The sequence below is a fragment of the Streptomyces sp. NBRC 110028 genome (assembly GCF_001417735.1).
Classification (GTDB): domain Bacteria; phylum Actinomycetota; class Actinomycetes; order Streptomycetales; family Streptomycetaceae; genus Streptomyces.
The window spans coordinates 325,530-349,672 of the sequence record NZ_BBUZ01000024.1 but is presented as its reverse complement, the minus strand read 5'-3'; the positions used below and the strand labels follow the sequence as shown (position 1 = coordinate 349,672).

24 protein-coding genes are annotated in these 24,143 nt (G+C 72.7%); 17 read left to right on the top strand and 7 right to left on the bottom strand.

Annotation, left to right across the window (positions count from 1 at the left end; translation table 11 throughout):
- Window positions 1–187 precede the first annotated feature (187 nt).
- Entirely contained in the window at window positions 188–499 is a 312-nt protein-coding gene (locus tag ASC60_RS10850) for a DUF5955 family protein (RefSeq protein ID WP_079038313.1), read from the top strand.
- A 143-nt stretch (window positions 500–642) separates the two neighbouring features.
- On the opposite strand, the gene ASC60_RS10845 is transcribed toward ASC60_RS10850, so the two are convergent.
- Complete coding sequence (locus tag ASC60_RS10845; protein WP_107097040.1) at window positions 643–1,425, bottom strand: IclR family transcriptional regulator; 783 nt, start codon at window positions 1,423–1,425, stop codon at window positions 643–645.
- A gap of 241 nt (window positions 1,426–1,666) precedes the next feature.
- Here ASC60_RS10845 and allB point away from each other — a divergent pair, with 241 nt between their 5' ends.
- Window positions 1,667–3,052, top strand: a complete 1,386-nt coding sequence (allB, locus tag ASC60_RS10840; RefSeq protein ID WP_234356885.1) for an allantoinase AllB — start codon at window positions 1,667–1,669, stop codon at window positions 3,050–3,052.
- Window positions 3,049–4,179 carry an allantoicase gene (gene alc, locus ASC60_RS10835; protein ID WP_055549355.1) on the top strand — a complete coding sequence of 377 codons (1,131 nt, stop codon included), beginning with the start codon at window positions 3,049–3,051 and terminating at the stop codon, window positions 4,177–4,179. Before allB ends, alc begins: the two co-directional genes overlap by 4 nt.
- 23 nt (window positions 4,180–4,202) lie before the next feature.
- Here alc and ASC60_RS10830 read toward each other — a convergent pair whose 3' ends face one another.
- Complete coding sequence (locus ASC60_RS10830; RefSeq protein ID WP_055549353.1) at window positions 4,203–4,997, bottom strand: SDR family NAD(P)-dependent oxidoreductase; 795 nt, start codon at window positions 4,995–4,997, stop codon at window positions 4,203–4,205.
- Between the two features lie 87 nt (window positions 4,998–5,084).
- Between ASC60_RS10830 and ASC60_RS10825 the strand changes: the two genes are divergently transcribed.
- Complete coding sequence (locus ASC60_RS10825) at window positions 5,085–5,936, top strand: helix-turn-helix transcriptional regulator (protein WP_055549351.1); 852 nt, start codon at window positions 5,085–5,087, stop codon at window positions 5,934–5,936.
- A gap of 52 nt (window positions 5,937–5,988) precedes the next feature.
- Complete coding sequence (locus ASC60_RS10820) at window positions 5,989–7,248, top strand: APC family permease (protein WP_055549349.1); 1,260 nt, start codon at window positions 5,989–5,991, stop codon at window positions 7,246–7,248.
- 102 nt (window positions 7,249–7,350) lie between these two features.
- Here the strand turns inward: ASC60_RS10820 and ASC60_RS10815 are convergent, their stop codons facing one another.
- The 4 genes from ASC60_RS10815 to ASC60_RS10800 form a co-directional block, all read right to left on the bottom strand.
- Entirely contained in the window at window positions 7,351–7,824 is a 474-nt protein-coding gene (locus ASC60_RS10815; protein ID WP_055549347.1) for a carboxymuconolactone decarboxylase family protein, read from the bottom strand.
- Window positions 7,825–7,912: 88 nt separating this feature from the next.
- The gene (locus tag ASC60_RS10810) at window positions 7,913–8,773 is read right to left on the bottom strand and encodes a hypothetical protein (RefSeq protein WP_055549344.1); all 861 of its coding nucleotides are present in this window, start codon (window positions 8,771–8,773) and stop codon (window positions 7,913–7,915) included.
- Window positions 8,774–8,855: 82 nt separating this feature from the next.
- The gene (locus ASC60_RS10805) at window positions 8,856–9,041 is read right to left on the bottom strand and encodes a DUF6126 family protein (protein ID WP_055549342.1); all 186 of its coding nucleotides are present in this window, start codon (window positions 9,039–9,041) and stop codon (window positions 8,856–8,858) included.
- Window positions 9,038–9,694: a helix-turn-helix domain-containing protein gene (locus ASC60_RS10800; protein WP_055549340.1), complete on the bottom strand. Its 657-nt coding sequence runs from the start codon at window positions 9,692–9,694 to the stop codon at window positions 9,038–9,040. The genes ASC60_RS10805 and ASC60_RS10800 overlap by 4 nt, the downstream gene beginning before the upstream one ends.
- 167 nt (window positions 9,695–9,861) lie before the next feature.
- On the opposite strand from ASC60_RS10800, the gene ASC60_RS10795 reads away from it, so the two are divergent.
- The 6 genes from ASC60_RS10795 to ASC60_RS10770 all read left to right on the top strand — a co-directional run bounded on the left by ASC60_RS10795 (window position 9,862) and on the right by ASC60_RS10770 (window position 15,390).
- A complete protein-coding gene (locus ASC60_RS10795; protein WP_055550031.1) occupies window positions 9,862–10,287 on the top strand; it encodes a ribonuclease in 426 nt (141 codons plus the stop codon).
- Between the two features lie 228 nt (window positions 10,288–10,515).
- A complete protein-coding gene (locus ASC60_RS10790; RefSeq protein ID WP_079038312.1) occupies window positions 10,516–11,481 on the top strand; it encodes a sugar kinase in 966 nt (321 codons plus the stop codon).
- 241 nt (window positions 11,482–11,722) lie between these two features.
- Window positions 11,723–12,379: a bifunctional 4-hydroxy-2-oxoglutarate aldolase/2-dehydro-3-deoxy-phosphogluconate aldolase gene (locus ASC60_RS10785; protein ID WP_055549338.1), complete on the top strand. Its 657-nt coding sequence runs from the start codon at window positions 11,723–11,725 to the stop codon at window positions 12,377–12,379.
- Window positions 12,380–12,503: 124 nt separating this feature from the next.
- Window positions 12,504–13,352 carry a transporter substrate-binding domain-containing protein gene (locus tag ASC60_RS10780; protein WP_055549336.1) on the top strand — a complete coding sequence of 283 codons (849 nt, stop codon included), beginning with the start codon at window positions 12,504–12,506 and terminating at the stop codon, window positions 13,350–13,352.
- A 92-nt stretch (window positions 13,353–13,444) separates the two neighbouring features.
- Entirely contained in the window at window positions 13,445–13,930 is a 486-nt protein-coding gene (locus ASC60_RS10775; RefSeq protein WP_159043233.1) for a hypothetical protein, read from the top strand.
- Window positions 13,931–14,103: 173 nt separating this feature from the next.
- Window positions 14,104–15,390, top strand: coding sequence for a cytochrome P450 (locus ASC60_RS10770; RefSeq protein ID WP_234356884.1), 1,287 nt, complete (start codon window positions 14,104–14,106; stop codon window positions 15,388–15,390).
- Here the strand turns inward: ASC60_RS10770 and ASC60_RS10765 are convergent.
- On the bottom strand, window positions 15,362–17,350 hold the full coding sequence (locus ASC60_RS10765) for a cellulase family glycosylhydrolase (protein WP_055549332.1): 1,989 nt from the start codon (window positions 17,348–17,350) through the stop codon (window positions 15,362–15,364). The genes ASC60_RS10770 and ASC60_RS10765 overlap by 29 nt on opposite strands.
- Window positions 17,351–17,654: 304 nt before the next feature.
- Between ASC60_RS10765 and ASC60_RS10760 the strand changes: the two genes are divergently transcribed.
- The 6 genes from ASC60_RS10760 to ASC60_RS10735 all read left to right on the top strand — a co-directional run bounded on the left by ASC60_RS10760 (window position 17,655) and on the right by ASC60_RS10735 (window position 24,123).
- Window positions 17,655–19,325 (top strand): ABC transporter substrate-binding protein, encoded by a 1,671-nt coding sequence (locus ASC60_RS10760; RefSeq protein ID WP_234356883.1) that lies wholly within the window; start codon window positions 17,655–17,657, stop codon window positions 19,323–19,325.
- 17 nt (window positions 19,326–19,342) lie between these two features.
- Window positions 19,343–20,326 carry an ABC transporter permease gene (locus tag ASC60_RS10755; RefSeq protein ID WP_055549330.1) on the top strand — a complete coding sequence of 328 codons (984 nt, stop codon included), beginning with the start codon at window positions 19,343–19,345 and terminating at the stop codon, window positions 20,324–20,326.
- Entirely contained in the window at window positions 20,323–21,204 is an 882-nt protein-coding gene (locus tag ASC60_RS10750; RefSeq protein ID WP_055549329.1) for an ABC transporter permease, read from the top strand. Before ASC60_RS10755 ends, ASC60_RS10750 begins: the two co-directional genes overlap by 4 nt.
- Window positions 21,201–22,295, top strand: coding sequence for an ABC transporter ATP-binding protein (locus ASC60_RS10745; RefSeq protein ID WP_079038311.1), 1,095 nt, complete (start codon window positions 21,201–21,203; stop codon window positions 22,293–22,295). The genes ASC60_RS10750 and ASC60_RS10745 overlap by 4 nt, the downstream gene beginning before the upstream one ends.
- Window positions 22,292–23,287 carry an ABC transporter ATP-binding protein gene (locus ASC60_RS10740; protein ID WP_055549326.1) on the top strand — a complete coding sequence of 332 codons (996 nt, stop codon included), beginning with the start codon at window positions 22,292–22,294 and terminating at the stop codon, window positions 23,285–23,287. Before ASC60_RS10745 ends, ASC60_RS10740 begins: the two co-directional genes overlap by 4 nt.
- Window positions 23,288–23,349: 62 nt before the next feature.
- Window positions 23,350–24,123, top strand: coding sequence for a GntR family transcriptional regulator (locus ASC60_RS10735; RefSeq protein ID WP_055549324.1), 774 nt, complete (start codon window positions 23,350–23,352; stop codon window positions 24,121–24,123).
- Window positions 24,124–24,143 lie beyond the last annotated feature (20 nt).

Genomic DNA, 24,143 nt, shown 5'->3' with positions numbered 1-24,143 from the left:
GCTTACCGCACCGGGGCGCCGCGTGGACGGTTCATCCCAGCCGGTCTGATTTTCGCTCTCCATATGGCGCACCGCGCACACGGTGGCGTTAACTGATCCGCAGCCCCTTGTGTCCGATTCGACGCCTGGGGAGGGGCAGGGGAGAGGGGGCGGGCTCGTGCAGCCGCGCGCGAGGGGGAGTAGGGCCGTGTTGTCCGACGTGGAGGGCGCCGCAGTGGCGTGCACCGAGGAAGACCCGAGGGTGGCGGAACTGCGCCTGGCCGTGGCCCGGCTCAGGCGCGACCTGGCCGCCCATCCGGCGGAATTACCGGACCGGGCGATAGCGGACGACGAACTGGCCGCACTCGACGCCATGGCCCGCACCGGCACCCCCGAGCTGCACCGCCTCCGCCGCTCCCTGCTCCTGGTGGCCGGCGCCCTGGGCTCGGTCAGCGCCCTGAACCCGGCCCTCCGAGCGGTCCGCGCGGCCATCGACCTCTTCGGCACGGTGCCCCGCTGATTTCGAGGCTCGGTTCGCCTCCGGGGCGCACAAGCCCGCCCCCGGCTAGCGCTGGGAGGTGCCCCTGCCGGTAAGACGGGGTTGCCCGAGCCCCGGGGGCGCCCAGCCGGAAAGACCGGGCGCTTCGAGGCGAGAAGGCCCCGTCAGGTGGCGTCCGTGCTGGCCAGGGCCGCCGAGAGGTCGGCGGCGACCTCCTTCAGGACCGGCACGATCTCCTTCGTGGCCTCGTCCGTCACCCGCCCCGCCGGGCCCGAGATCGAGATGGCGGCGGCCGTCGGGGAGTCCGGCACCGGCACCGCCAGGCAGCGCACGCCCATCTCCTGCTCGTTGTCGTCCACCGCGTACCCCAGCTCGCGCACATGCCGCAGCGCGTCCAGGAACGCGTCCGGCGTGGTGATCGTCTTCGCCGTCGCGGCGGGCATGCCGGTCCGGCTCAGCAGGGCGCGCACCTCGTCCGGGGGCGTGCTGGCCAGCAGCGCCTTGCCGACGCCGGTGCTGTGCGGCAGGACCCGCCGCCCGACCTCGGTGAACATGCGCATGGAGTGACGGGAGGGCACCTGAGCGACGTACACCACCTCGTCCCCGTCCAGCAGCGCCATGTTCGCGGTCTCGCCGGTCTCCTCCACCAGGCGCGCCAGATACGGCCGCGCCCAGGTGCCCAGCAGCCGGGCCGAGCTTTCGCCGAGCCGGATCAGCCGGGGGCCGAGGGCGTAGCGGCGGTTGGGCTGCTGGCGTACGTAACCGCAGGCCACCAGGGTGCGCATCAGGCGGTGGATGGTGGGCAGCGGAAGGCCGCTGCTGCCGGACAGCTCGCTCAGTCCGACCTCGCCCCCGGCGTCGGCCATCCGCTCCAGAAGGTCGAAGGCGCGCTCCAGGGACTGGACGCCACCGTTGGTGGCGGCGGTCTTGGACTCGGCGGACGGCACGTCGGCGTTTCCTTTCGCAGCGGGCGGCACCGGTCTCGTGCCCGCGTCGGAATACCGCGGCCGACCGGCCATCGGCAGCCTACCGGTCCCTCCCGGCGTCACGTTCTACGTATTGAAAATCATCTTTCATGCTACGGAATCGAACGGGGGTGCCTGGGAAGTCTTGACCAGATCGGACGCGAAGGGAAGACTTCGAACGGAAAACTTATTCCGAGCTGCGGAAGTATCGAGGGGAGCAGGGGTGCCCGAGCTGGACCCGGAGCTGGAGCCGGACCTGGTGCTGCGGTCGACGCGTGTGATCACCCCCGACGGGCAGCGCGCCGCGTCCGTCGCCGTCTCCGCCGCGGAGGGCCGCATCCTCGCCGTGCTGCCGTACGACACCGGCACCCACCTGCGTGGGGTACGGACCGAGGACTTCGGCGACGACGTCCTCCTCCCCGGCCTCGTCGACACCCATGTCCACGTCAACGACCCCGGCCGCACCGACTGGGAGGGCTTCGCCACCGCCACCCGCGCCGCCGCGGCGGGCGGCGTCACCACGCTGGTCGACATGCCCCTCAACAGCGTCCCGCCCACCACCAGCGTCGAGGCGCTGGAGATCAAGCGGAACGTCGCCCGCCCGGCGGCCCACATCGACATCGGCTTCTGGGGTGGCGCGATCCCCGGCAACACGGCCGACCTGCGGCCGCTGCACGACGCCGGGGTGCTCGGCTTCAAGTGCTTCCTGCTGCACTCCGGCGTGGACGAGTTCCCGCACCTGGACCCCGCCGGGCTCAAGGCCGCCCTGCGCGAGATCGCGGGCTTCGGCGGGCTGCTCATCGTGCACGCCGAGGACCCGCAGCTGATCGACGGCGCCCCGCCGCCCAGCGGCCCGCGCTACGCCGACTTCCTCGCCTCCCGCCCGCGCGCCGCCGAGAACCGGGCCGTCGAGGGCCTCATCGACCTCGCCCGCGAACTGGGCGCCCGGGTCCACATCCTGCACCTGTCCTCCGCGGAGTCCCTGCCCCGCATCGCCGCCGCGCGCCGCGAAGGCGTGGCGATCACCGTCGAGACCTGCCCGCACTTCCTCACCCTCACCGCCGAGGAAGTCCCGGACGGCGCCACCGAGTTCAAGTGCTGCCCGCCGATACGCGAGGCGGCCAACCAGGACGCGCTGTGGCGGGGCCTGGCCGATGGCACCATCGACTGCGTCGTCTCCGACCACTCGCCCTGCACCGCGGACCTCAAGACCGACGACTTCGGACAGGCCTGGGGCGGCATCTCCTCGCTCCAGCTCGGCCTGCCCGCCGTCTGGACCGAGGCCCGCCGCCGCGGCCACACCGTCGAGGATGTCGTGCGGTGGATGTCCACGGCCCCGGCGGCCCTGGTCGGCCTGCGCCGGAAGGGCGCCATCGAGGCGGGCCGGGACGCCGACTTCGCGGTCCTGGCGCCCGAGGAGACCTTCACCGTCGACCCCGCCGCGCTCCACCACCGCAACCAGGTCACCGCGTACGCCGGGAAGACGCTGCACGGCGTCGTACGGTCCACCTGGCTGCGCGGCCACAAGATCGCCGACCACGGCGCACCGGCCGGCCCCACCGGCCGGCCCCTGACCGGCCGACTCCTCGAAAGGCAGCCCCGCGCATGACCGCGCCGACCCCCCGCTTCACCGGCGACGCCCAGCCCTACGGCGGCGGCGACCCGTACGCCGACTACCGCACCGCCGACTTCCCCATCGCCCACCTCCCCGACCTCGCCGACCGGCGGCTCGGCGGCAGCGTGACCGCCGCCAACGACGAGTTCTTCGCCGAACGAGAGAACCTGCTGCGCCCCGAGACGCCGCACTTCGACCCCGCGGACTTCGGCCACAAGGGCAAGGTCATGGACGGCTGGGAGACCAGGCGCCGCCGCGGGGCCTCCGCCGCCACCCCGCACCCCACGGACGAGGACCACGACTGGGCCCTGATCAAGCTGGGCGCACCCGGCGTCATCCACGGCATCGTGGTCGACACCGCCCACTTCCGCGGCAACTACCCGCAGGCCGTGAGCGTGGAGGGCACCTCGGTTCCGGGCACCCCGTCCCCGGCGGACCTGCTCGCCGACGACACCGAGTGGACGACCCTCGTCCCCCGTACGCCCGTCGGCGGCCACGCGGCCAACGGCTTCGAGGTCACCCCCGGCCGCCGCTTCACCCACCTGCGCCTCAAGCAGCACCCCGACGGCGGCATCGCCCGCCTCCGCGTGTACGGCGAGGTCGTCCCCGACCCGGCCTGGCTCACCGTCCTCGGCACCTTCGACCTGGCCGCCCTGGAGAACGGCGGCGCCGCCGAGGACGCCTCGGACCGCTTCTACTCCCCGCCCGCCAACTCGATCAAGCCGGGCCGCTCCCAGAAGATGGACGAGGGCTGGGAGACCCGCCGCCGCCGCGACCAGGGCAACGACTGGGTCCGCTACCGCCTCACCGCCCAGGCCCTGATCCGCGCCGTCGAGATCGACACCGGCTGCTACAAGGGCAACTCGCCCGGCTGGGCCGCCCTGTACGGCCGGGACGCCACCGTGGACGCGGACGCCCCGTGGACCGAGCTGCTGCCCCGCAGCCCCCTCCAGCCGGACACCGTCCACCGCTTCCTCCTCGGCCAGGTCCCGCCGGTCACCCACGTCCGCATCGACATCTACCCGGACGGCGGCATAGCCCGCCTGCGCCTCCACGGCTCCCTGACGGCCGACGGCGCGCAGCGGCTGGCCGCGCGGTACGCCGAGCTGGGCGGCGCGTAGGGCGGCGGGCCGCGCGGGGTCCGTCAGGCCCACGCGCCGCCGTCGACCCGGAGGACCGTGCCGGTCACATACGAGGCCCGGTCGCTGAGCAGCCAGGCGGCGGCCTCGGCGACCTCTTCGGGGTCGGCCGCGCGGCCCAGCGGGGTCCGCGCCGTGAGCCGGTCCAGGAGACCGGGCGAATCCGCTTCCCAGGTGCGGATCATCTCGGTCAGCGTGGAGCCGGGGGCGATGGCGTTGACCCGGATGCCCTCCGGGCCGTAGGTGACGGCGGCCGACTCGGTGAGGCTGTTGACCGCCCGCTTCATCGCCCCGTAGGCGGGCAGTTCGGGGTTGCCCCGCAGGCTGCCGACGCTGGAGTTGTTGACGATGGCCCCCGTTCCGGCGGTGGCCCGGATGGCGGCGACCTCGGCGGCCATGGCCAGCCACGAGCCCTTGAGGTTCACGGCGTAGAGGTGGTCGAAGTCGGCCTCCGGGACGTGCTCCAGCGGGCCGGGCGGAGTGACCGTCGCGCCGTTGTTGAAGGCGACGTCGAGCCGGCCGTACAGCTCCACGGCCCGGTCCACGGCGGCGCGCACGCTCGCCGCGTCGGCCAGGTCGCACACCACGTGCTCCGCGACGCCGCCCGCCGCCCGGATCTCCTCGGTCACCGCCTTGAGCTGGGCCTTCGTCCGGGCCGCGAGCAGCACCCGGGCGCCCTCCCGGGCGAACAGCCGCGCCGCGGCGGCGCCGATACCGCGCCCGGCGCCGGTGACGAAGGCGACCTTGCCGGCCAGCAGGCCCGGTGCGGCGGTTGTCTCCATGGTCGATGTGTTGTCCATGGCAGCGAGCCTGCGCCCGGCCGCGGAACCCATCCAGGCACCGGCGGTACCTGGATACGCCTCGCGGCCCCGCGCACACTGGGGGCCGTGGACAGACGAGAACTGGCGGCCTTCCTGCGCAGCAGGCGCGAGCGGATCACCCCCGCCGAGGTGGGGCTGCCCGCCGGGCCGCGGCGCCGCACCCCGGGGCTGCGCCGCGAGGAAGCGGCGCAGCTGGCGTTCATCTCGACCGAGTACTACACGCGGCTGGAGCAGGCCCGCGGCCCGCGCCCCTCGCGCGAGGTGCTGGCCGGGCTGGCCCGTGCCCTGCGCCTGCCGGACGCCGAGCGCGCCCACCTCCACCACCTCGCCGGCGCCCCGCCGGCCCCTCCGTCCGGGCCCTCGCGCGAGGTGCGGCAGAGCATCCTCGACCTGCTGCACCGGCTGCCGCAGGCCGCCGCGATCGTGACGTCCGCGACGCTTGAGGTGCTCGCCTGGAACGATCTCGCGGCCGCCCTCATGGAGGACTTCTCCGCCCTGCCGCGGCGCGACCGCAACCTCGTGCGCCGTGCCTTCCTCGGGCCGCATCCGCACGGGCGGCGGCTGTACGGAGTCTCGGACGCGGACGCTTTCGCCCGTACCTCGGCCCAGCGGCTGCGCGCCACCGCCGCCCGCTACCCCGACGACCCCGAGGTGGCCGAACTGATCGCCGAACTCCTCGCCGGGAGCGAGGAGTTCGCCCGGCTGTGGGCCTCCCACGACGTGTGCGTCGAGCCGACCCTGTGCAAGACCTTCCGGCACCCGACGGTCGGCCCCATCAGCGTCAACTGCGATTCCCTCGACATCGCCGACCGCGACCAGCGGGTCGTGATCTACACCGCGACGCCCGGCTCGTCCTCCGAGGAGGCGCTGCGGCTGCTCTCGGTCATCGGCACACAGCGCATGGACGTGAGCAGCTGACCCTCCCCTATCGTGTGCGGACCGACGCCCGGCCGTGCTGAGGAGCCATGCGATGCGAACGCCGACCGAACCCGCCGCTCCCCGGGAGCTGCGGCGCCACCTCGGACTGTTCGACGCGGTGGTGATCGGCCTCGGGGCGATGATCGGCGCGGGCGTCTTCGCCGCGCTCGGACCGGCCGCCGCGGCGGCCGGGTCCGGACTGCTGCCGGGGCTGGCACTGGCCGCCGTGGTGGCGTACTGCAACGCGACCTCCTCCGCCCGGCTGGCCGCCCGCTACCCGCGCTCCGGCGGCACCTATGTCTACGGGCGCGAGCGGCTGGGGGACTTCTGGGGCTATCTGGCCGGGTGGGGTTTCGTCGTGGGCAAGACCGCCTCCTGCGCGGCGATGGCCCTCACGGTGGGGTCCTACGTATGGCCCGGGCAGGCACACGCGGTCGCCGTCGCGGCCGTGGTGGCGCTGACCGCGGTGAACTACGCGGGCGTGCGGAAGGCCGCCTGGCTCACCCGGCTGATCGTCGCCCTCGTGCTGGCCGTGCTCGCCGCCGTGGTCGTCGCCTCCCTGACCGGCGGCACCGCCGAGCCCGCCCGCCTCGACATCGGCGCCGACGCCACCGTCGGCGGCATCCTCCAGGCCGCCGGGCTGCTGTTCTTCGCCTTCGCCGGGTACGCGCGCGTCGCGACCCTCGGCGAGGAGGTGCGCGACCCGGAGCGCACCATCCCCCGCGCGATCCCCCTCGCCCTCGGCATCACGCTGGTCACGTACGCGGCCGTCGCCCTCGCGGCCCTCGCCGTCCTCGGGCCGGACCGGCTGGCCCACACCACCGCGCCGCTCGCCGAGGCGGTCCGCGCCGCGGGCGCCCCCGGGCTCGCCCCCGTCGTCCGGACCGGCGCGGCGGTCGCCGCGCTCGGCTCCCTGCTCGCCCTCATCCTCGGCGTCTCCCGCACCACCCTCGCGATGGCCCGCGACCGCCATCTGCCGCCCGCCCTCGCCGCCGTCCACCCCCGCTTCCACGTCCCGCACCGCGCCGAACTGGCCGTCGGCACGGTCGTCGCCGTCCTCGCCGCCACCACGGACGTCCGCGGCGCGATCGGCTTCTCCTCGTTCGGCGTGCTCGTCTACTACGCCGTCGCTAACGCCTCCGCCCGGCCCCTCACCCCCGCCGAGGGCCGTCCCGTCCGCGCCGTCCCCGCCGTGGGCCTGATCGGCTGCGCGGTCCTGGCCTTCGCGCTGCCGCTCACCTCCGTCGTGGCGGGAGCGGCGGTGATGGCGGCGGGCGCGGTGGCGTACGGCGTGCGGCGGGCCGTCACTTAGGCGCCGCGAGCGCGGCGTCGTCCCCGTCCTCGCCGAATCCGCGGCCCACTACGGCAGGAACGACGCCCCGGGCCCCGTGAGAGGGGCCAGGGGCGGGCGCCGCTACCCGAACTGGCCGACCCGGTACTCACCGGCGGGCTGCCGCACGATGACGTTCAGGCGGTTGTAGGCGTTGATCAGGGCGATGAGGGACACCAGGGCGGCGAGCTGGTCCTCGTCGTAGTGCTTGGCGGCGTCTGCCCAGGCCTCGTCCGTGACGCCACCGGCCGCGTCGGCGATGCGGGTACCCTGCTCGGTCAGCTCCAGCGCGGCGCGCTCGGCGTCGGTGAAGACCGTGGCCTCGCGCCAGGCCGCGACCAGATGGAGGCGCACCGAGGTCTCCCCGGCGTGGGCGGCCTCCTTGCTGTGCATGTCGGTGCAGAAGCCGCAGCCGTTGATCTGGCTGGCGCGGAGCTTGACCAGCTCCTGCGTCGCGGCCGGCAGGGGCGAGTCCGAGACGGCCCGGCCCGCCGCGTTGACGCGCTTGAGGAACGCGGCCGCGGTCTGGTTGCCGAACAGGTTCAAGCGAGCGTCCATGGTGTGCTCCTCGGGTCCTCGTAGGTCGTTACACCTCCTTGACGGAACGGAGCGGCGAAGTGTGACAGGGGCGGGTGTGGCGCGCGTCTCACCCGCCGCCCGGGTTCGGCAGGCCGATCGGGTTCGGGAAGCGGAGTGCCGTGGCGCAGGCGCGGGAGACGGGGGTGAGGAGGGCGGTCAGGTCCTGGACCGCGTCCGGGGTGAGGGCGCGCCAGGGGCGTTCGGCCGCGCGGTCGGTGGCCGACTCGACGGCGCGCAGCAGGTCGCGCCCGTCCCGGCTCGCGGTGCCGTCGGGGAGGAGCAGGCCGCGTTCGGTGAGGTGGAGGCGGGCCGTCTCCCACGCCTGGTCGGTCCAGCCGCGGTAGGGCTGGAGTTCGGCGCGCGGGATGTCGGTGCCCGCACGGAGGGCGAGGGCTTCGCAGCCGTCGAGCCCGGCGGCGACGAGGGCGGCGACATGGCCGTCGCCGCGGTGTTCGCGCAGCAGGGTGGCGGCGTGCCACAGGCGGTCCAGGGGCTGGTCGGGGAAGTCCAGCGAGGCGTGGGCGGCGGCCAGGACGCGCCCGGAGGTGTCGAGCCCGGCGGCCCGGGGGACCAGGGCCTCGGCCGCCCGTTCGGCCTCGCGCTCAAGGCCGGTGAGCAGGCGCCGCAGGGCGGCCACGGTGCCCGCGCGGCGTACCTCCAGGGCGCGTTCGGGGGCGGTCAGCTGCCATGCGTCGGGCAGGGCGCGGGCGACCATGGCGGGCGCGAAGGAGAAGAAGGCGGCGGCGACGGGCTCCGGCCCGACCGGGCCCAGCGGCGCGGCACGGCACGCGAAGTAGCCGCGCCAGAAGCCGCGCAGGCCCGCGTCCTCGTACGCCGCCAGGGCCTCGGGGGCGAAGTAGGTGACGGCGTGGATGGGCTCGAACAGCGTCCACATCGTGCGGGCGGTCGACGCCGCGCGGTCCTCCATGGGTGGGCTCCCTTCCCGGGCGGGGTGGTCACGGGACCGTATGCCCGGCGTACGCCCGGACCCCTCACGACGGGTCGGCGGACTACTTGGAGGCGCCCAGGTAGAACAGCAGGTAGAGGAAGCCGGCGAAGACGTGCACGCCGATGACGTAGATGAAGACCCGCACGGCGACCGGGATGGGCGCCCGGTCCTGCTCCCGCGTCGTCCTCGGGGGCGTGCTGCGGGCCGGGTCCGCGGGGGAGTGGTTCGGGGTCGGGTGGTCGTTCATGGCATTCCGGGCCTTCCTCCGCGGCGGGCGGCGTCGCCGAGGCACAGCTCGGCGGCCCCGCTCTGCAGCAGGGTGTGGACGAAGAGCAGATCCGTTCCGCCCGGCGAGGCGGCGGCGATGCGGTGCGGGGTGAGCGAATCGAAGTGGGCCGCGTCGCCGGGGGCGAGCAGATGGACGGCGTCGCCGAGGGTCAGCCGCAGCCGCCCGTTGACGACGTACAGCCACTCCTCGCCCGGGTGGACGCGCACCAGTTGGTCCTGGGCGCCCGAGCCCTCCGGTACGTGCAGCCGCAGGGCCTGCATCGCGCGGCCGGAGCCGCCGGCCGGCCAGTAGGTCCAGCCGCCCGCCTCCTGCGCCTCCATCCGGTCGGCGCGGACGATGGGGTCCTGGCTCGGCGGCACCTCGCCGAGGAGGTCGGATACCGTTGTTCCGTAGGTACGGGCCAGGGTCAGCAGCATGGGCAGCGACGGCTGGCGGCGGCCGGTCTCCAGCCGGGACAGATGCGCGGGGGAGAGTCCGACGCGGTGCGCCGCCGCCTCCAGGGTCAGACCGCTGCCGCGCCGCAGGTCCCGCAGGCGGGGAGCGACGGTGGGCAGCTCGCCGGAGGGTTGGGCGGGCGGCTGCGCGGGGTCCCCCTCGGGGAACGGGTTCATGCATCCGGTATACGAGGCCCTCGCCTCTGAGGCAAAAAGCTTGCCTCAGAGGCAAATAACGGTCCGGTCACGCCCCCTCGGGCTTCATCCGCATCATGTGAACTCGGCGAAAACTCCCGTGACTTGGCATTGACATGCCATGGTCTACGCGCGTCATGCTGGATGCCATGAAAATCCCCCCACGGATTGCCCGCATCGGCGCCCTCGGCGCCCTCGCCGCGTCGCTGGTCATCGGCGGTACGGCCGTCACGGCCACCGCGACCCCGGCCGCGCCCGCGACCGTCGCGTCGGTCCGGGCCCTCGCGGACGTCGGCGACATCTGTTACTCGAAGCTGCCGTCCCAGGCCGATGACACCCTCGACCTGATCGAGAAAGGAGGCCCGTACCCGTTCCCGCAGGACGGCACGGTCTTCCAGAACCGCGAGGGCATCCTCCCGGCCCAGTCCTCCGGCTACTACCACGAGTACACCGTCATCACCCCCGGCTCCGACGACCGCGGTGCCCGCCGCGTCGTCACCGGGAAGAAGACGGACGAGGACTACTACACCGCGGACCACTACGAGTCGTTCGACCTGGTGGACCGCGGCTGCTGAACCGCCGTCACCACCGCCGCCCGGTCGTACGGGCGGTACCCCGCGAGACCCGCCACCCCCCACGCACAGCGGCCGCCGCCCCACCGGGCAGCGGCCGTTGTGCTGTGCCGACGCGCCGGTCCGGACAAGATCCCGGTCTCTTCGCGAACGATCTCCGCCCCCCGCCCCGCCATTTGTCGGTGGTTGCCGATACCGTTCCGGTAGAAGTGGACGCGCGGGGAGGCAGCGGTGGCGAACGGTCCGGAAGTGGTCACGTGCGGCGAGGCGATGCTGCTGCTGCTCGCAGAGCCGGGAATCCCGCTCGACAGGGCCGTGCACTTCCGCCGCTCCGTGGCGGGTGCCGAGTCCAACGTGGCCGCCGGGCTGGCCCGGCTCGGCCACGGTGTGCGCTGGCTCGGCCGGGTCGGCGCGGACCCGGCGGGCGAGGCGGTGCTGCGCGAGCTGCGCGCCGACGGGGTCGACGTCTCGCAGGCCGTCGTGGACGAGCAGGCGCCCACCGGGCTGCTGCTGCGCGACAGCCATCCGCACCGCGCGATCGACGTGCAGTACTACCGCATGGGATCGGCCGCGTCCCGGCTCACCCCCGACGAGATCAGCCCGGACGCGCTGGACGGCGCCCGGCTGCTGCACATATCCGGGATCACGCCGATGCTCTCGCCGACCGCCGCGGCCGCCAGCCGCCGCCTGGTGGAGCTGGCCCGGGAGGCGGGCGCGAAGGTGTCGTTCGACCCCAACGTCCGGAGCAAGCTGGGCGGCGCCGCCCAGTGGGCGCAGACGGCGGGGCCGCTGCTGCGCGAGGCGGACCTCGTCCTGGCGGGGGAGGACGAGCTGGAGCTGCTCACCGCGCAGCCGGCCGACGAGGCCGCGCAGGAGCTGCTGGAGGGCGGCACCCAGGAGGTCGTGATCAAGCGCGCCGATCACTCCGCCACCGTCATCACCTCGGACGGCCGCTGGCAGCAGGCGCCGTACGCGGTCCCGCTGGTCGACCCGATCGGCGCGGGGGACGGGTTCGCCGCGGGGTACCTGTCGGCGAGGCTGCGCGGGCTCTCCGAGCCCCGGGCGCTGGCCGAGGCCGCGTGCGTGGCCGCCCTGGTCGTCCAGGCCGCCTCCGACACGGACGGGCTGCCGTCCGCGCTCGCGCGGGACCGGGCGCTCGCCGAGCTGGTCAACGGCGGCGGCGGGGTACACCGCTGAAAACGGGACCCCGCCGAAAACGGGACCCGCTCATCGGGACTCGCTGAGAACGGGACCGCTGAAAACGGGACCCGCGTGCCGGGCCTGACGGCCCGGCGCGCGCGTCCGGTTCGGAACGAATCAAGATCATCAACCACAGCACCACACCGCACCCACCCCGCACACCGCCGCATATCCCGGAGGCACAGGGGTGCGGCACGATCAGGCAGTAGACCCTAGGAGAGGAAAGGCGGCGACTGCCGTGTACCGCTGGGAGATCACCCGGGCCGCTCTCGCGCAGCGCGTCCTCGCCATCGTCCGCAGCGACACCTACGACCACGCCACGGCGACGGCGGACAGCCTGCTCTCCGCGGGCATCGCCAGCCTGGAGATCTCGCTGACCACGCCCTTCGCGCTGGAGGCGGTCACCACCCTGATCCGGGAGGTCGGCGACGACGCGGTGATCGGCGCGGGCACGGTGCTCGACGGCGCGTCGGCCCGGATGGCCGTCGACGCGGGCGCCCGCTTCCTCGTCTCCCCGAGCCTGGACCCCGAGGTCATCCGCACCGGCCACCGTTACGGCCTGCCGGTCTTCCCCGGCGTCTCCACCCCCACCGAGGCGGTGCGCGCGATGGAGCTGGGCGCGGACGCGCTGAAGCTGTTCCCCGCCGCGGCGTACGGGCCGCGCTGGATCAAGGACGTACGGGCCGCCCTGCCGCAGGCCGCCTTCGTGCCGACCGGCGGGGTGACCGTGGCCGACGCGCCGGACTGGATCGCCGCCGGGGCGGTCGCCTGCGGGATGGGCTCGGCGCTGTCCGAGGGCGACCGGGACACCGTGTCCAAGCGCGCCTCCGAGCTGCTGGCCCGCCTCGCCGAGGTCGGCCCGCCGCTGGACGACCCGGGCCCGGAGCGGTACTGACGGCGGCTCGGCCCGGCGGATCGTCACGTTCGGCCGATCCCAGCAGGTGGTCGGCGGGTTCACCTGAACGGCGTCTTCTGCCACTCTGAGCGCGCCGTGATCATGCCGCTGCCGAGGAGTCCCCATGAGACGCGCCGCCACGCTCGCCACCGTCGCCGCCGTGCTCGCCGCCACCGCCACGGGGTCGGCCCTGGCCGACGCCACGGCGGCCCGGCCCACCGCCCGCTCCGCGGCCGGCTCCGCCGCGGGGCAGGGCACCGCGCTGGACCGGGTGCCCCGGCGCGGGGTGCTGCGCGTGTGCACCACGGGCGACTACCGGCCGTTCAGCCATCGGGACGCCAAGACCGGCGCCTACACCGGGATCGACATCGCGATGGCGGGCGACCTGGCGAAGAGCCTCGACGCCAAGCCGGAGTTCGTCGCCACGACCTGGGCGAAGCTGGTCGACGACCTCGCCGCCGGGCGCTGCGACATCGGCATGGGCGGGGTGTCGGTGACGCTGGCCCGGGCCCGTAAGGCGGCCTTCAGCGAGCCGTATCTCACCGACGGCAAGACGCCGATCGTGCGCTGCGAGGACGAGAAGAAGTACCAGACGCTGGAGGACATCGACCGGCCGGGCGTCCGCGTGGTGGTCAACCCGGGCGGTACCAACGAGGAGTTCGCCCGCGCCCACATCAAGCGCGCCACCCTCACCGTCCATCCCGACAACACCACGATCTTCGACGAGATCATCGACGGCCGCGCCGATGTGATGATGACGGACGCCAGCGAGACGCGTTACCAGTCGAAGCTCCACCCCGAACTGTGCGCGGTCCACCCGGACAAGCCGTTCTCGTTCTCGGAGAAGGCGTACGCGCTGCCCCGCGCCGACGCGCAGTTCAAGGGTTACGTCGACCAGTGGGTGCACCTGGCGACGCACGACGGGACGTACCGGAAGTACGCGGACCAGTGGCTGGCGCGCCCAGTTGAGTGAAAACGTGAGCCCGTCCGACCGAATTCATATTTTTCCGGGTAAGCCTCCGTTGCCAGGTTACGAACCGCTTTCTCCAAAGAGGAGCGAATCGAATGAGGCAGAAGCGAAAGCTTGCCATAGCCATGACCGTCGCGGCCCTCGCGACGGCCATCGGAACCAGCGCGGCCGCGACCGAGCCGCAGCCCGAGCCGGACAACACGACGCAGTCCGTCCGCACCGGGCACGACGGGCACGAGAAGCCGAAGGGCTGCACCGACGTCGACTCCGCGGGTAACGAAGGTGTCATTACGGCCGGAGTCGGCGCGAAGTACATTTCGACTGTGTGCAACGGCCGTGTCTACGTCCTGTCGGTCGACGAGTCGACGAATCCGGGTACCCCGGTCGGCGGATGGGTGGCCGTGGGCGGCCCCCGTGACGTCCTCGAAGCCACGCTGGCCTCCAACACCGACGATGTCCAGGGCGGCCCGGTGTTCGTCACCGTGCTGACCCGGTCGCAAGAGGTGTGGGAGGGCCGCTGCCCCAACACCCGGCCGATCGGGACCTGCACCTTCACCCAGCTGCCCGATCCGCCTCAGTAACCGGGCACCCCGTTTCGTGCCAGAACCCCGGCGCGCTTCGTCTCGCGCCGGGGTTCGCCGTGTCCGGACAGCGGGCGCTGCCTGGAAGAATCGTTGCTGTCCAGGCTCATGAGTGGCTTATGCAATCTATTCTGGCCAGGCTCATGTCCGCTCGTGCACAAGGATCCCGATCGATGACAGCCAGCCCCGCATCGCCCTCCGAGAACGCCGCGGCCACCTCCGCCGCACCGCCGCCCGGATGCCCCGCCCACCAGGGCGCGCGGCCGCTGAGCGGGCCCGGCTTCCAGACCAACCCCTTCGGGGTGTACGGGGAGATGCGGGGCGAGCACGGGCCGGTGGCGCCGGTGCTGCTGGACGGGGACATACCCGGCTGGCTGGTGCTCGGCTACCGCGAACTGCACCAGGTCACCAGCGACGCCGAACTGTTCACCCGGGACGCGAACCAGTGGAACCAGTGGGCCAACATCCCCGAGAACTGGCCGCTCGCGCCCATGATCAGCCGCGATCAGACGTCCGTGGTGTACGCGACCGGCGAGGACCACCAGCGGCGCGCCGAGGCCATCGCGGAAGCCCTTGTCACAGTGGACCCGTACGAACTGCGCCGCCATGCCGAGCACATCGGCGACGGGCTGGTGGACGAGTTCTGCCACCAGGGCGAGGCCGAGCTGATCGCCGACTACGCCCGGCTGCTGCCGCAGCTGGTCCTCGCCCGCATCTACGGCATCCCCGACGGCGAGGGCCCGGCCCTCGTGCAGGCGACGAACGACGCGGTCGACGGCACGGGGAACCCCGTCGAGGCCTACCAGTACGTCTACAGGGTGATGAATCAGCTGGCGTCGGCGAAGCGGAAGGAGCCCGCGCCGGACGTGGCGTCCCGGCTGGTCGCCGCGTACCAGGGGTACCCGGACGAACTCGTCGTCCATGACCTGATCGTCATCATGACGGCGGGTCACCAGCCGACGGCCGACTGGATCGGCAACACCCTGCGGCTGCTGCTCACCGACGAGCGGTTCGCGCTCTCGCTCTCCGGCGGCCGTCACAGCGTCGGGCAGGCGATGAACGAGGTGCTGTGGGAGGACACGCCGGTCGCCAACCTCGCCGCCCGCTGGGCGACGAGGGACACCACGCTGGCGGAGAAGCACATCCGCAAGGGCGATCTGCTGATCCTCGGCTTCCACGGCGCGAACACCGACCCCCTGATCCGCCCGGACACCCATGCCTTCACCGAGGGCAACAACGCCTTCCTCTCCTTCGGCCACGGTGAGCACCGCTGCCCGCACCCGGCCCAGGAGATCGCCGAGACGATCGCGAAGACGGCCGTGGAAGTGCTCCTGGACCGGCTGCCGGATGTGCGTCTCGCCGTGTCGCGCGACACGCTGCTCTGGCGGCCCTCGGCCTGGGTGCGCGGACTGTCCGCGCTGCCCGTGACCTTCAGCCCGGCGCCCCGGGGCGGCCGGTGAGCCGGCCGGTCTGCCCCTGAGCCGTGCCCAGCCGCAGCACCCGCACCCCGTACGGCGGCAGGGTGACGGTGTCGGCCGGGCCGCCGGCCAGGTCCAGCAGGGGCGCGCCGCCGGTGACGGACGGTTTGACGGTCAGCTCCTCGGCGGCCTGGCTGACCAGCCAGACGAAGGTGCGGCCGTCCTCGTGGTCGAGGCGGTCGACCGCGACGCGCGGATCGCCGACGGTGACCGGGCGGTGGACTCCGGCGTGGGCGGCGAGGGCGTCGTACAGGGTGGCGGTGGCCTCGGGGTTGACGCGCGGGGTGACCGCGGCCATGTGCTCGACCGGGTAGACGCAGAAGACGACGGAGCCCTCGCCCACCGTGCGCAGCAGCAGCGCCGGGCGGCCACGGCCGTCGACGGCCAGGACCTCGGCGCCGTCGGGTTCGACGGGGAGGAACGCCCGGGCGCCCGCGGCGCGGAAGGTGAGCCCGGCCCCCTCGGGGAGGGTGCCGAAGGGGCGGGTGAGGGTGAGGGTGACCTCGTCGTCCTCGATGGGGTCGAGCAGCCCGTACTCCAGCTGGTGGCGGACGCCGAAGAGCTGGTTCAGATGGGCGTACCAGGGGCCGCGCTGCTCGTCGTGGGCGCCGGGGGAGTACGAGACGTAGACGGTCGCGCCCTCGCGGGCCAGCCGCTCCAGTTCGTACCAGGTGGGGGAGAGCAGCTGCTTGGTGGAGGGGACGAGCCACAGCCGTACACCGGCGGGCAGCGGGCCGTCGCTTTCGCGCACCACCGCCGCCGGGGTGTCCGCGAGGCGGGCGGCGACCCACGCCTGACGGCAGGTCTGCTGGACGTAGCCGCGGTCCTCGGCGCGGGTGAAGGGGTAGAGCGTGTCGAGGTAGGAGGAGACCAGCAGTGCCGTGTCGGTGGGGCCGCGGTGGCAGCGGGGGAAGTCCACCTCCTCCAGGACCCGGGCGAACTCCCTCAGTTCGAGGAGCTGCGGTTTGGGGGCGCCCTCCGAGGTGGTCAGGCCGAAGTGCATCTCGAAGGCGTGGTGGCGGTACGGGTCCTGGCCGCGCAGCCCGTCGTAGTCGCTGTTGTTCCAGGCGATCCAGCCGGTGGCCCCGGCCAGCAGGCTGTTGTGCAGGGTCTGCCGGTAGTAGCGGGCCGCGCCCGGTCCTGAGGCGAAGTCGGAGCTGACGCCGAACTCCTCCAGGATCACGGGCCGTCGATAGGTGCCGGTCAGCTCGCACACCCAGGCCGCCGCGTAGTGCTGGCGCACCGGGTCGTCCTCCATGCGGTAGACGTGCGGGCCGAGGAAGTCGCACAGGTCGGCGGTGTCGCGGACCCGGAAGCCGTTGTCGTAGCCGGAGTTCTCCAGTCCCCAGGCGCCGTCGCCGAGCGAGACGGGCTGGGTGCCGCCCCCGGCGCGGACCGCGTCCACGACGAGCTGGGCCCAGGCGGCGACGGTCTCGCGGGGCGCGGGCGGGGCGGCGGTGCCGGGCTCGCGCCCGTAGATCGGCATCTCGTTGGAGACCAGCCATCCGGCGACGGCCGGATGCGCGGCGAAGCGGCGCACCGTCTCGCGGGCGAACCACGCCTGCCGGGCGACCAGCCAGACGTCGCCGTACAGGTCGCGTTCGCCGCGCCAGGACGGGTCCCAGTTCTCGCCGGACATGTGGCCGACCAGGAAGGTGGGGACGGTGGTCATGCCGAGGGCACGGTGCCGGTCGAGGAAGTCGGCGAAGCGCGCGCACATGTCTTCGTCGAGCCGGTCGGGCGCGGGATGGAAGTCGGGCCAGTAGAAGAACGAGCGGGTCATGGTCAGCCCGTGGTCCCGCAGCACCCGCAGCTCGGCGTCGATCACCTCGCCGTCGTAACTCCGCCACATCAGCGGGCCGCCGGTCCTGGACCAGAAGTTGGCGCCGAGCCAGGTGACGGGGCGGTCGTGGACGGTGAGCCGGGTGGAGGGGCGCTGCATCGACGGACTCTCCCTTGGCCGATGGGGAAGCGGGCAGTGCCGCGCTACTCAAGCAGTGAAGGGCTAAACCGGTTTAGCGTCAAGGGCTCCGACGAGGGTCGTACGAGGGCCGATTCCGCCGTTCAGATCACCCCAACACGGCTCTGTACGGCCGGACCTGGGTATTCGACGGATTCGACGGGGGTGCCACTAAGCCGGTTCAGCCGAAAGGCGCTGCCGGCTCTATTGACACCCTCTGACGGAGCCCCTTAATTTCACGGCGCCGGGGGTGCGCGGGCATACCGAGGGGGACACCATGACGTTGATGAGCACGAGCCGTCCGCGCCGCGCGATCACCGCGGCGGCCGCATGCGCACTCTCCGGCACGCTGGCCGCCTGTGGCGGTGGCGGCGGTGGCGGAGGCGGGGCCGGCGAGGTGCTGACCGTGTCCTCCGGGGCCGGCGGCAACTTCGTCCGCAACTTCAATCCGTACGCGCCGCAGCCGCTCCAGGCGACCAACGGAATGATCTACGAGCCGCTGTTCCACTTCAACGCCGCGAGAACCGGCGAGGTCGACCCCTGGCTGGCCACCAAGTACACCTGGGCGGACGGCGGGAAATCCATCCGCATCCAGTTACGGACGAATGTCACCTGGAACGACGGAAAGCCCTTCACCGCCGAGGACGTCGCCTACACCTTCCGGATGACGAAGGACAACAAGGCGCTCAACATGTACGCCCTCCCGGTGGCCTCCGCGACCGCCGAGGGCAAGCACACCGTGGTCGTCACCTTCACCAAGTCCGCCTACACCAAGGAGTACTTCCTCCTGGGCAAGATGAAGATGCTGCCCCGGCACATCTGGTCCCAGCTCTCCGCCAAGGAGAAGGCGACCACGCTGAATCCCAACCCGGTGGGCACCGGGCCCTGGAAGGTGAAATCCGTCAAGGGCACGACCCTCGATCTCGTCGCCCGCAAGGACTACTACATCAAGGGCCTTCCACACTTCAAGATCTTGCGGTATCGCGCCTTCACCGGGAACAACGCCGCCAACGCCGCGGTCACCTCCGGGCAGATCGACTGGGCGGGCGGCTTCATTCCCGACATCAAGAAGAACTACCTCGCGAAGAACAAGAAGTTCGACCTGGTCAACATTCCGCTGGCCACCACGTCCTTCGTGCCCAACGCCCAGCGCGGCCCCACCGCGGACGTCAGGGTCCGCAAGGCGATCAGCGCCGCCCTCGACCGCGACTTCATGAACAAGAGCGTGTACGACGGCCAGGCGCCCGCGGCCAACCCCATGGCGCTGCTGCTCCCCAACTACCAGTCCGTCCTGGACCCGTCGCTGAAGGACGCGACGGTGGAGACCGGGCAGGAGAGGGTCGACGGCTATCTCACCGACTCCGGCTACACCCGGGGGCCGGACGGCATGTGGCGGAAGAACGGGAAGAAGCTGTCCGTGTCGGTCGAACTCGTCTCCGGCTGGACGGACTACGTCAGCGTCGCCCAGATGGCGAAGGACCAGCTGAAGAAGGCCGGTATCGACCTCGTCGTCAAGGCCGAGTCGTACAGCCAGTGGTCCAACAACCGCGCCCGGGGCCAGTTCCAGATGCTGCTGGACAACGCCGGATACACCCCCGACCCGCGCGCCTACTACGCCCAGATGCTGGACAGCTCCATCCCGCCGAAGATCGGTGAGACCACCAACGTCGGCAATTTCGGCCGCTACGCCAACGCCACGATCGACCACGCCCTCGACAAGATCGGCGAAACCACCGACCTGGCGAAACAGAAGCCCTGGTACTACACGATCCAGCGGGAATTCATCAAGGACATGCCGCTGATCCCGCTCTTCTCCGCGCAGAACGAGCAGGAATTCAACGGCAACCGGGTCACCGGCTATCCCACCGAGGCCGATCTGTACGCCGCGCCCTCCATCTGGCTCGACCCCGACGGCGGCTGGGTCGCCGCCCGTATCAAACCGGCCGCGGGCAAGTAGCGGCGGGGGCGGGACGCGTGCGCTACCTCCTGCGCAAGCTCGGCTTCTACGCCATCGCCGCCTGGATGGCGGTCACCGTCAACTTCTTCCTCCCGCGTCTCATTCCCGGCGACCCGGTGCAGCTGATGCTCGCCCGCCAGGCCCAGTCCGGGCCCGTCGAACCCGGCCAGGAAGAGGCCCTGGCCGCCATGCTGGGCCTCGGCCACGGCAATCTCCTCGTCCAGTACGGCGACTATCTGCGCGCGCTGGCCCACCTCGACTTCGGGCTCTCCGTCACGTACTTCCCGAGCCCGGTCACCGAGGTCGTCGGCGACGCCGTGCCCTGGACCCTCGTCCTGGTCGGCGCCGCCACCCTCCTCAGCGTCGCCCTCGGCCTCACCCTCGGCACCCTGGCCGGGTGGCGGCGCGGCAGCTGGTTCGACTCCCTCGTCCCGTCCACCACCTTCCTCGCCGCGATCCCCTACTTCTGGCTCGCGCTGCTGCTCCTGTACCTCTTCGGCCAGGTGTGGGGCGTGCTGCCGCTGGGCGGCGGCTACGACGAGACGCTGGACATCGGCCTCAGCGGCGCCTTCCTGACCTCCGCCGCCGAACACGCCGTGCTGCCCGCCGCCACCATCGTGCTCAGCTCGGTCGGCGGCTGGATGCTCGGCATGCGCAACATGATGGTCTCCACCCTGGCCGAGGACTACGTGGTCGCCGCCGAGGCCAAGGGGCTTCCGCCGCGCACGATCATGGTCGGCTACGCGGCCCGCAACGCCGTGCTGCCCTCGGTCGCCGGATTCGCCATCTCGCTCGGCTTCATCGTCAGCGGCTCGCTCGTGATGGAGATCGTCTTCTCCTACCCCGGCATGGGCTTCACCCTGCTCCAGGCCGTCCAGAACACCGACTACCCGCTCATGCAGGCGGTCTTCCTCGTCATCACCTTCGGCGTCCTCGCCGCCAACTTCCTGGTGGACCTGGTGTACGGCTTCGTCGACCCCCGCACCAGGCAGGCCCGATGACGCCCCCTGTGATCACCCCGCGCGCGGGCGGCCGCGGCTGGCTTCGTCCCGCGCTGCGCTCCCGCCGCTTCGCCACCGGCCTCGCCCTGCTCGCCGTCTTCGTCCTCACCGCGCTCCTGGGCCCGTGGCTGATCCACGACCCGAACGCCTTCACCACCGACCTCGGCCAGGCCCCCTCCGGGGCGCACTGGCTCGGCACCACCCAGACCGGGCAGGACGTCTTCGCCCAGCTGGTGGTCTCCGCCCGCGGCACGCTCGTGATCGGCGTCGCCTCCGCCCTCATCGCGACCGTCGTCTCCGTCGTCGTCGGGATCGGCGGCGGCTTCCTCGGCGGGCTCGCGGACGAGGCGCTGTCCCTGATCAGCAACGTCTTCCTGGTCATCCCCGGGCTGCCGCTGGTCATCGTCGTCTCCGCGTACGTCAAGGGCGGCGGCTCCTGGTCCACCATCCTCGTCATCGCCCTCACCAGCTGGGCCGCATCCGCCCGGGTGCTGCGCGCGCAGACGCTGTCGCTGCGCAGCCGCGACTATGTGCTGGCGGCGCGGGTGTACGGGGAGAAGCGGTGGCGGATCGTGCTGGTGGAGATCCTGCCAGGCGAACTGGCGATCATCGTCTCCCAGTTCATCTTCGCGGTGATCTTCGCGATCCTCACCCAGGCCGGTCTTGCCTTCCTCGGCCTGGCCGATCCGTCCCATCTCACCTGGGGCACGATGCTCTACTTCGCCCAGAACGCGGAAGCGCTCACCAGTGGGGCCTGGTGGTGGTTCATCCCGCCCGGGCTGTGCATCGCCGCGCTCGGCACGGCCCTGTCCCTGATCAGCTTCGGCCTGGACGAGGTCCTCGACCCGCGGCTGCGCGTACGAAAGGCGGGACGATGACGGAAGACGTGGTGCTGCGCGCCGAGCACATCAGCGTGACGTACGAGGGCGACCGCCCCACCCGTGCCGTCCGCGACGTCGGCTTCGAGCTGCGGCGCGGCGAACTCCTCGGCATCGCGGGCGAGTCCGGCTGCGGCAAGTCGACCCTCGCGTACGCCGTCGCCCGCATGCTCGGGCCACCGGCGCGGCTCACCGAGGGGCGGGTCGTGCACCGCGACCGCACCGGCACGGAAACGGATCTGCTCGCGCTCCGGGGGGAGGCGCTGCGGGCGTTCCGCTGGTCCCGGCTGTCGGTGGTCTTCCAGAGCGCCATGAACGCGCTCAACCCGGTGACCACCGTCGGCAAGCAGTTCGACGACATCTTCCGCGCCCACCGCCCCCGCATGCGCGGCCCCGAGCGGTACGAGCGCGCCCGCGCCCTCCTGGACATGGTCGGCATCGACCCGGCCCGGGTGCGGGCGTATCCGCACGAGCTGTCGGGCGGCATGCGGCAGCGCGTCGTCATCGCCATGGCGCTCGCGCTCGAACCGGAGATCGTCATCATGGACGAGCCGACCACCGCGCTCGACGTCGTCGTCCAGCGCGAAATCCTGGACGAGGTGCAGCGGCTCCGCGACGAACTGGGCTTCAGCGTCGTCTTCATCACCCACGACCTGTCGCTGCTGCTGGAGATCAGCGACCGGCTGGCGGTGATGTACGCGGGCTCGATCGTCGAGTACGGCCCCGCGGAGCGCGTCGCCGCCGCCCCCGCCCACCCCTACACCCAGGGCCTGCTGCGCTCCTTCCCCGACCTGGCGGGCGAACGCCGCGCCCTGCGCGGCATCCCCGGCTCCCCGCCGGACCTGCGCGAGGCCCTGCCCGGCTGCCCCTTCGCCGCCCGCTGCGAGCACGCCTTCGACCCCTGCGCCACGACGACGCCTCCCCTTCTCCCCCTCGCCCCGGGCACCTCGGCCGCCTGCCACCTGCACACGGTGGCGCGGACCGGGGCGGCCCCCCGGGCCCCTCAGGCCCCTGAGTCCCCTCAGGCCCCTCAGGCCCCCCGGGCCCCTCAGGCCCCTCAGGCTCCTCGACCGGAAGGGCGGCAGCCGTGACCGCACTGGAGGTAACCGGCCTCACCGTCGACTTCCCGCAGCGCGGCCGGGTGCCGTTCCGGGCCGTGGACCGGGTGTCGTTCGCGCTGCACGCCGGGCGGACGCTCGCGCTCGTGGGCGAGTCCGGGAGCGGCAAGTCGACCGTCGTCCGCGCCCTGTCGCGGCTGGTTGTGCCCACCGACGGGGAGGTGCGGCTGGGCGGGGCGCGGCGGACCCGGGGCAAGGACTACCGGCGGGCCGTGCAGATGGTGTTCCAGGACCCGTTCGCCTCGCTCAACCCCGCGCACACCGTGGGCCACCACCTCACCCGTCCGCTGATCGTCAACGGCCGGGCGCGGCGCGGGGCGGACGCCGAGGAGCAGGCGCGGGAGCTGCTGCATTCGGTGAACCTCACCCCCGCCGCCGACATGGCGCACAAGCGCCCCCACGAGCTGTCCGGCGGGCAGCGGCAGCGCGTCGCGATCGCCCGCGCGCTGGCGCCGGGGCCGGAGGTGCTGCTGGCCGACGAGCCGGTGTCGATGCTGGACGTGTCGATCCGGCTGGAGATCCTGGGGCTGCTGGACCGGCTGAAGGACGAGCGCGGGCTCGCCCTGCTGTACGTCACGCACGATCTGGCCACCGCCCGGCACTTCGCCTCCGAGGTGATGGTCATGTACCGGGGGGAGATCGTGGAGCGCGGCCCCAGCGACGAGGTGATCCTCGCGCCCCGCCACCCCTACACCCAGGCGCTGGCCGCCGCCGCGCCCAGCTCGGCCGCGGGCCGTGAGCGGGCGCGGGCGGCCCGCGCGGAGCGGCTGGCGGCGCGTGCGCGGCGGGACGCGGAGCGGCGGGAGGTGGTGGTGGGGGACGGCTGCCGGTTCCGGCCGCGCTGCCCGTACGCCATGGACGCCTGTACGCGGCGGCCGCCCGAGACGGAGGTGGGACCGGGCCACCGGTCGCTCTGCTGGTTACGGACGGAGACGAACGACAGCGTTGTCGACTCCTCTGCGTAGTTTGTCCGGACAACCGAACTTCACGACTTCCCGTCATCTGTTCATCCGGCTACGCTCGCCCCGTGGCTAAGCAGGAAGAAGACTCCTCCGGCGGGGCGGATGCGCTCCAGTTCAGCGTCGACCGCAGCAGCCCGGTCCCGCTCTACTTCCAGCTGTCCCAGCAGCTGGAGTCGGCGATCGAAAAGGGACGGCTGGCACCGGGGAGCCTGCTCGGCAACGAGATCGAGCTGGCCGGGCGGCTCGGGCTGTCCCGCCCCACCGTCCGCCAGGCCATCCAGTCGCTGGTCGACAAGGGCCTGCTGGTGCGGCGCCGCGGCGTGGGCACCCAGGTGGTGCACAGCCAGGTCAAGCGCCCCCTGGAGCTGAGCAGCCTCTACGACGACCTGGAGGCCGCGGGCCAGCGCCCCGCCACCCGGGTGCTGCTGAACACCACCGAGCCCGCCACCGCCGAGGTCGCCGCCGCGCTCGGCATCGCGGAGGGCACCGAGGTGGTGCTGATCGAGCGGCTGCGGCTGGCGCACGGCGAGCCCATGGCGCACCTGTCCAACCGGCTCCCGGCCGGGCTGCTCAAGCTGGACAGCGCGGAGCTGGAGGACACCGGCCTCTACCGGCTGATGCGCGCCGCGGGCATCACCCTGCACAGCGCCCGCCAGGCGGTCGGCGCCCGCGCGGCCACCGCCGACGAGGGCAAGCAGCTCGGCGAGCCCGAGGGCGCGCCGCTGCTGACCATGGAGCGGACGACCTACGACGACACGGGCCGGGCCGTCGAGTTCGGCTCGCACACCTATCGCGCCTCGCGCTACGCGTTCGAGTTCCAGCTGCTCGTACGCCCCTGAGCCACCCCCTGGCCCCCCCA

What these genes read in the sequence shown, in the direction of transcription:
- ASC60_RS10745 (WP_079038311.1), top strand. Translation starts at nt 21,201, where the DNA reads ATGACGGAAGACGTGGTGCTGCGCGCCGAGCACATCAGCGTGACGTAC.
- ASC60_RS10800 (WP_055549340.1), bottom strand. Translation starts at nt 9,694, where the DNA reads ATGAACCCGTTCCCCGAGGGGGACCCCGCGCAGCCGCCCGCCCAACCC.
- ASC60_RS10820 (WP_055549349.1), top strand. Translation starts at nt 5,989, where the DNA reads ATGCGAACGCCGACCGAACCCGCCGCTCCCCGGGAGCTGCGGCGCCAC.
- ASC60_RS10795 (WP_055550031.1), top strand. Translation starts at nt 9,862, where the DNA reads ATGAAAATCCCCCCACGGATTGCCCGCATCGGCGCCCTCGGCGCCCTC.
- ASC60_RS10830 (WP_055549353.1), bottom strand. Translation starts at nt 4,997, where the DNA reads ATGGACAACACATCGACCATGGAGACAACCGCCGCACCGGGCCTGCTG.
- alc (WP_055549355.1), top strand. Translation starts at nt 3,049, where the DNA reads ATGACCGCGCCGACCCCCCGCTTCACCGGCGACGCCCAGCCCTACGGC.
- ASC60_RS10750 (WP_055549329.1), top strand. Translation starts at nt 20,323, where the DNA reads ATGACGCCCCCTGTGATCACCCCGCGCGCGGGCGGCCGCGGCTGGCTT.
- ASC60_RS10810 (WP_055549344.1), bottom strand. Translation starts at nt 8,773, where the DNA reads ATGGAGGACCGCGCGGCGTCGACCGCCCGCACGATGTGGACGCTGTTC.
- ASC60_RS10765 (WP_055549332.1), bottom strand. Translation starts at nt 17,350, where the DNA reads ATGCAGCGCCCCTCCACCCGGCTCACCGTCCACGACCGCCCCGTCACC.
- ASC60_RS10770 (WP_234356884.1), top strand. Translation starts at nt 14,104, where the DNA reads ATGACAGCCAGCCCCGCATCGCCCTCCGAGAACGCCGCGGCCACCTCC.
- ASC60_RS10775 (WP_159043233.1), top strand. Translation starts at nt 13,445, where the DNA reads ATGAGGCAGAAGCGAAAGCTTGCCATAGCCATGACCGTCGCGGCCCTC.
- ASC60_RS10760 (WP_234356883.1), top strand. Translation starts at nt 17,655, where the DNA reads ATGAGCACGAGCCGTCCGCGCCGCGCGATCACCGCGGCGGCCGCATGC.
- ASC60_RS10805 (WP_055549342.1), bottom strand. Translation starts at nt 9,041, where the DNA reads ATGAACGACCACCCGACCCCGAACCACTCCCCCGCGGACCCGGCCCGC.
- ASC60_RS10780 (WP_055549336.1), top strand. Translation starts at nt 12,504, where the DNA reads ATGAGACGCGCCGCCACGCTCGCCACCGTCGCCGCCGTGCTCGCCGCC.
- ASC60_RS10815 (WP_055549347.1), bottom strand. Translation starts at nt 7,824, where the DNA reads ATGGACGCTCGCTTGAACCTGTTCGGCAACCAGACCGCGGCCGCGTTC.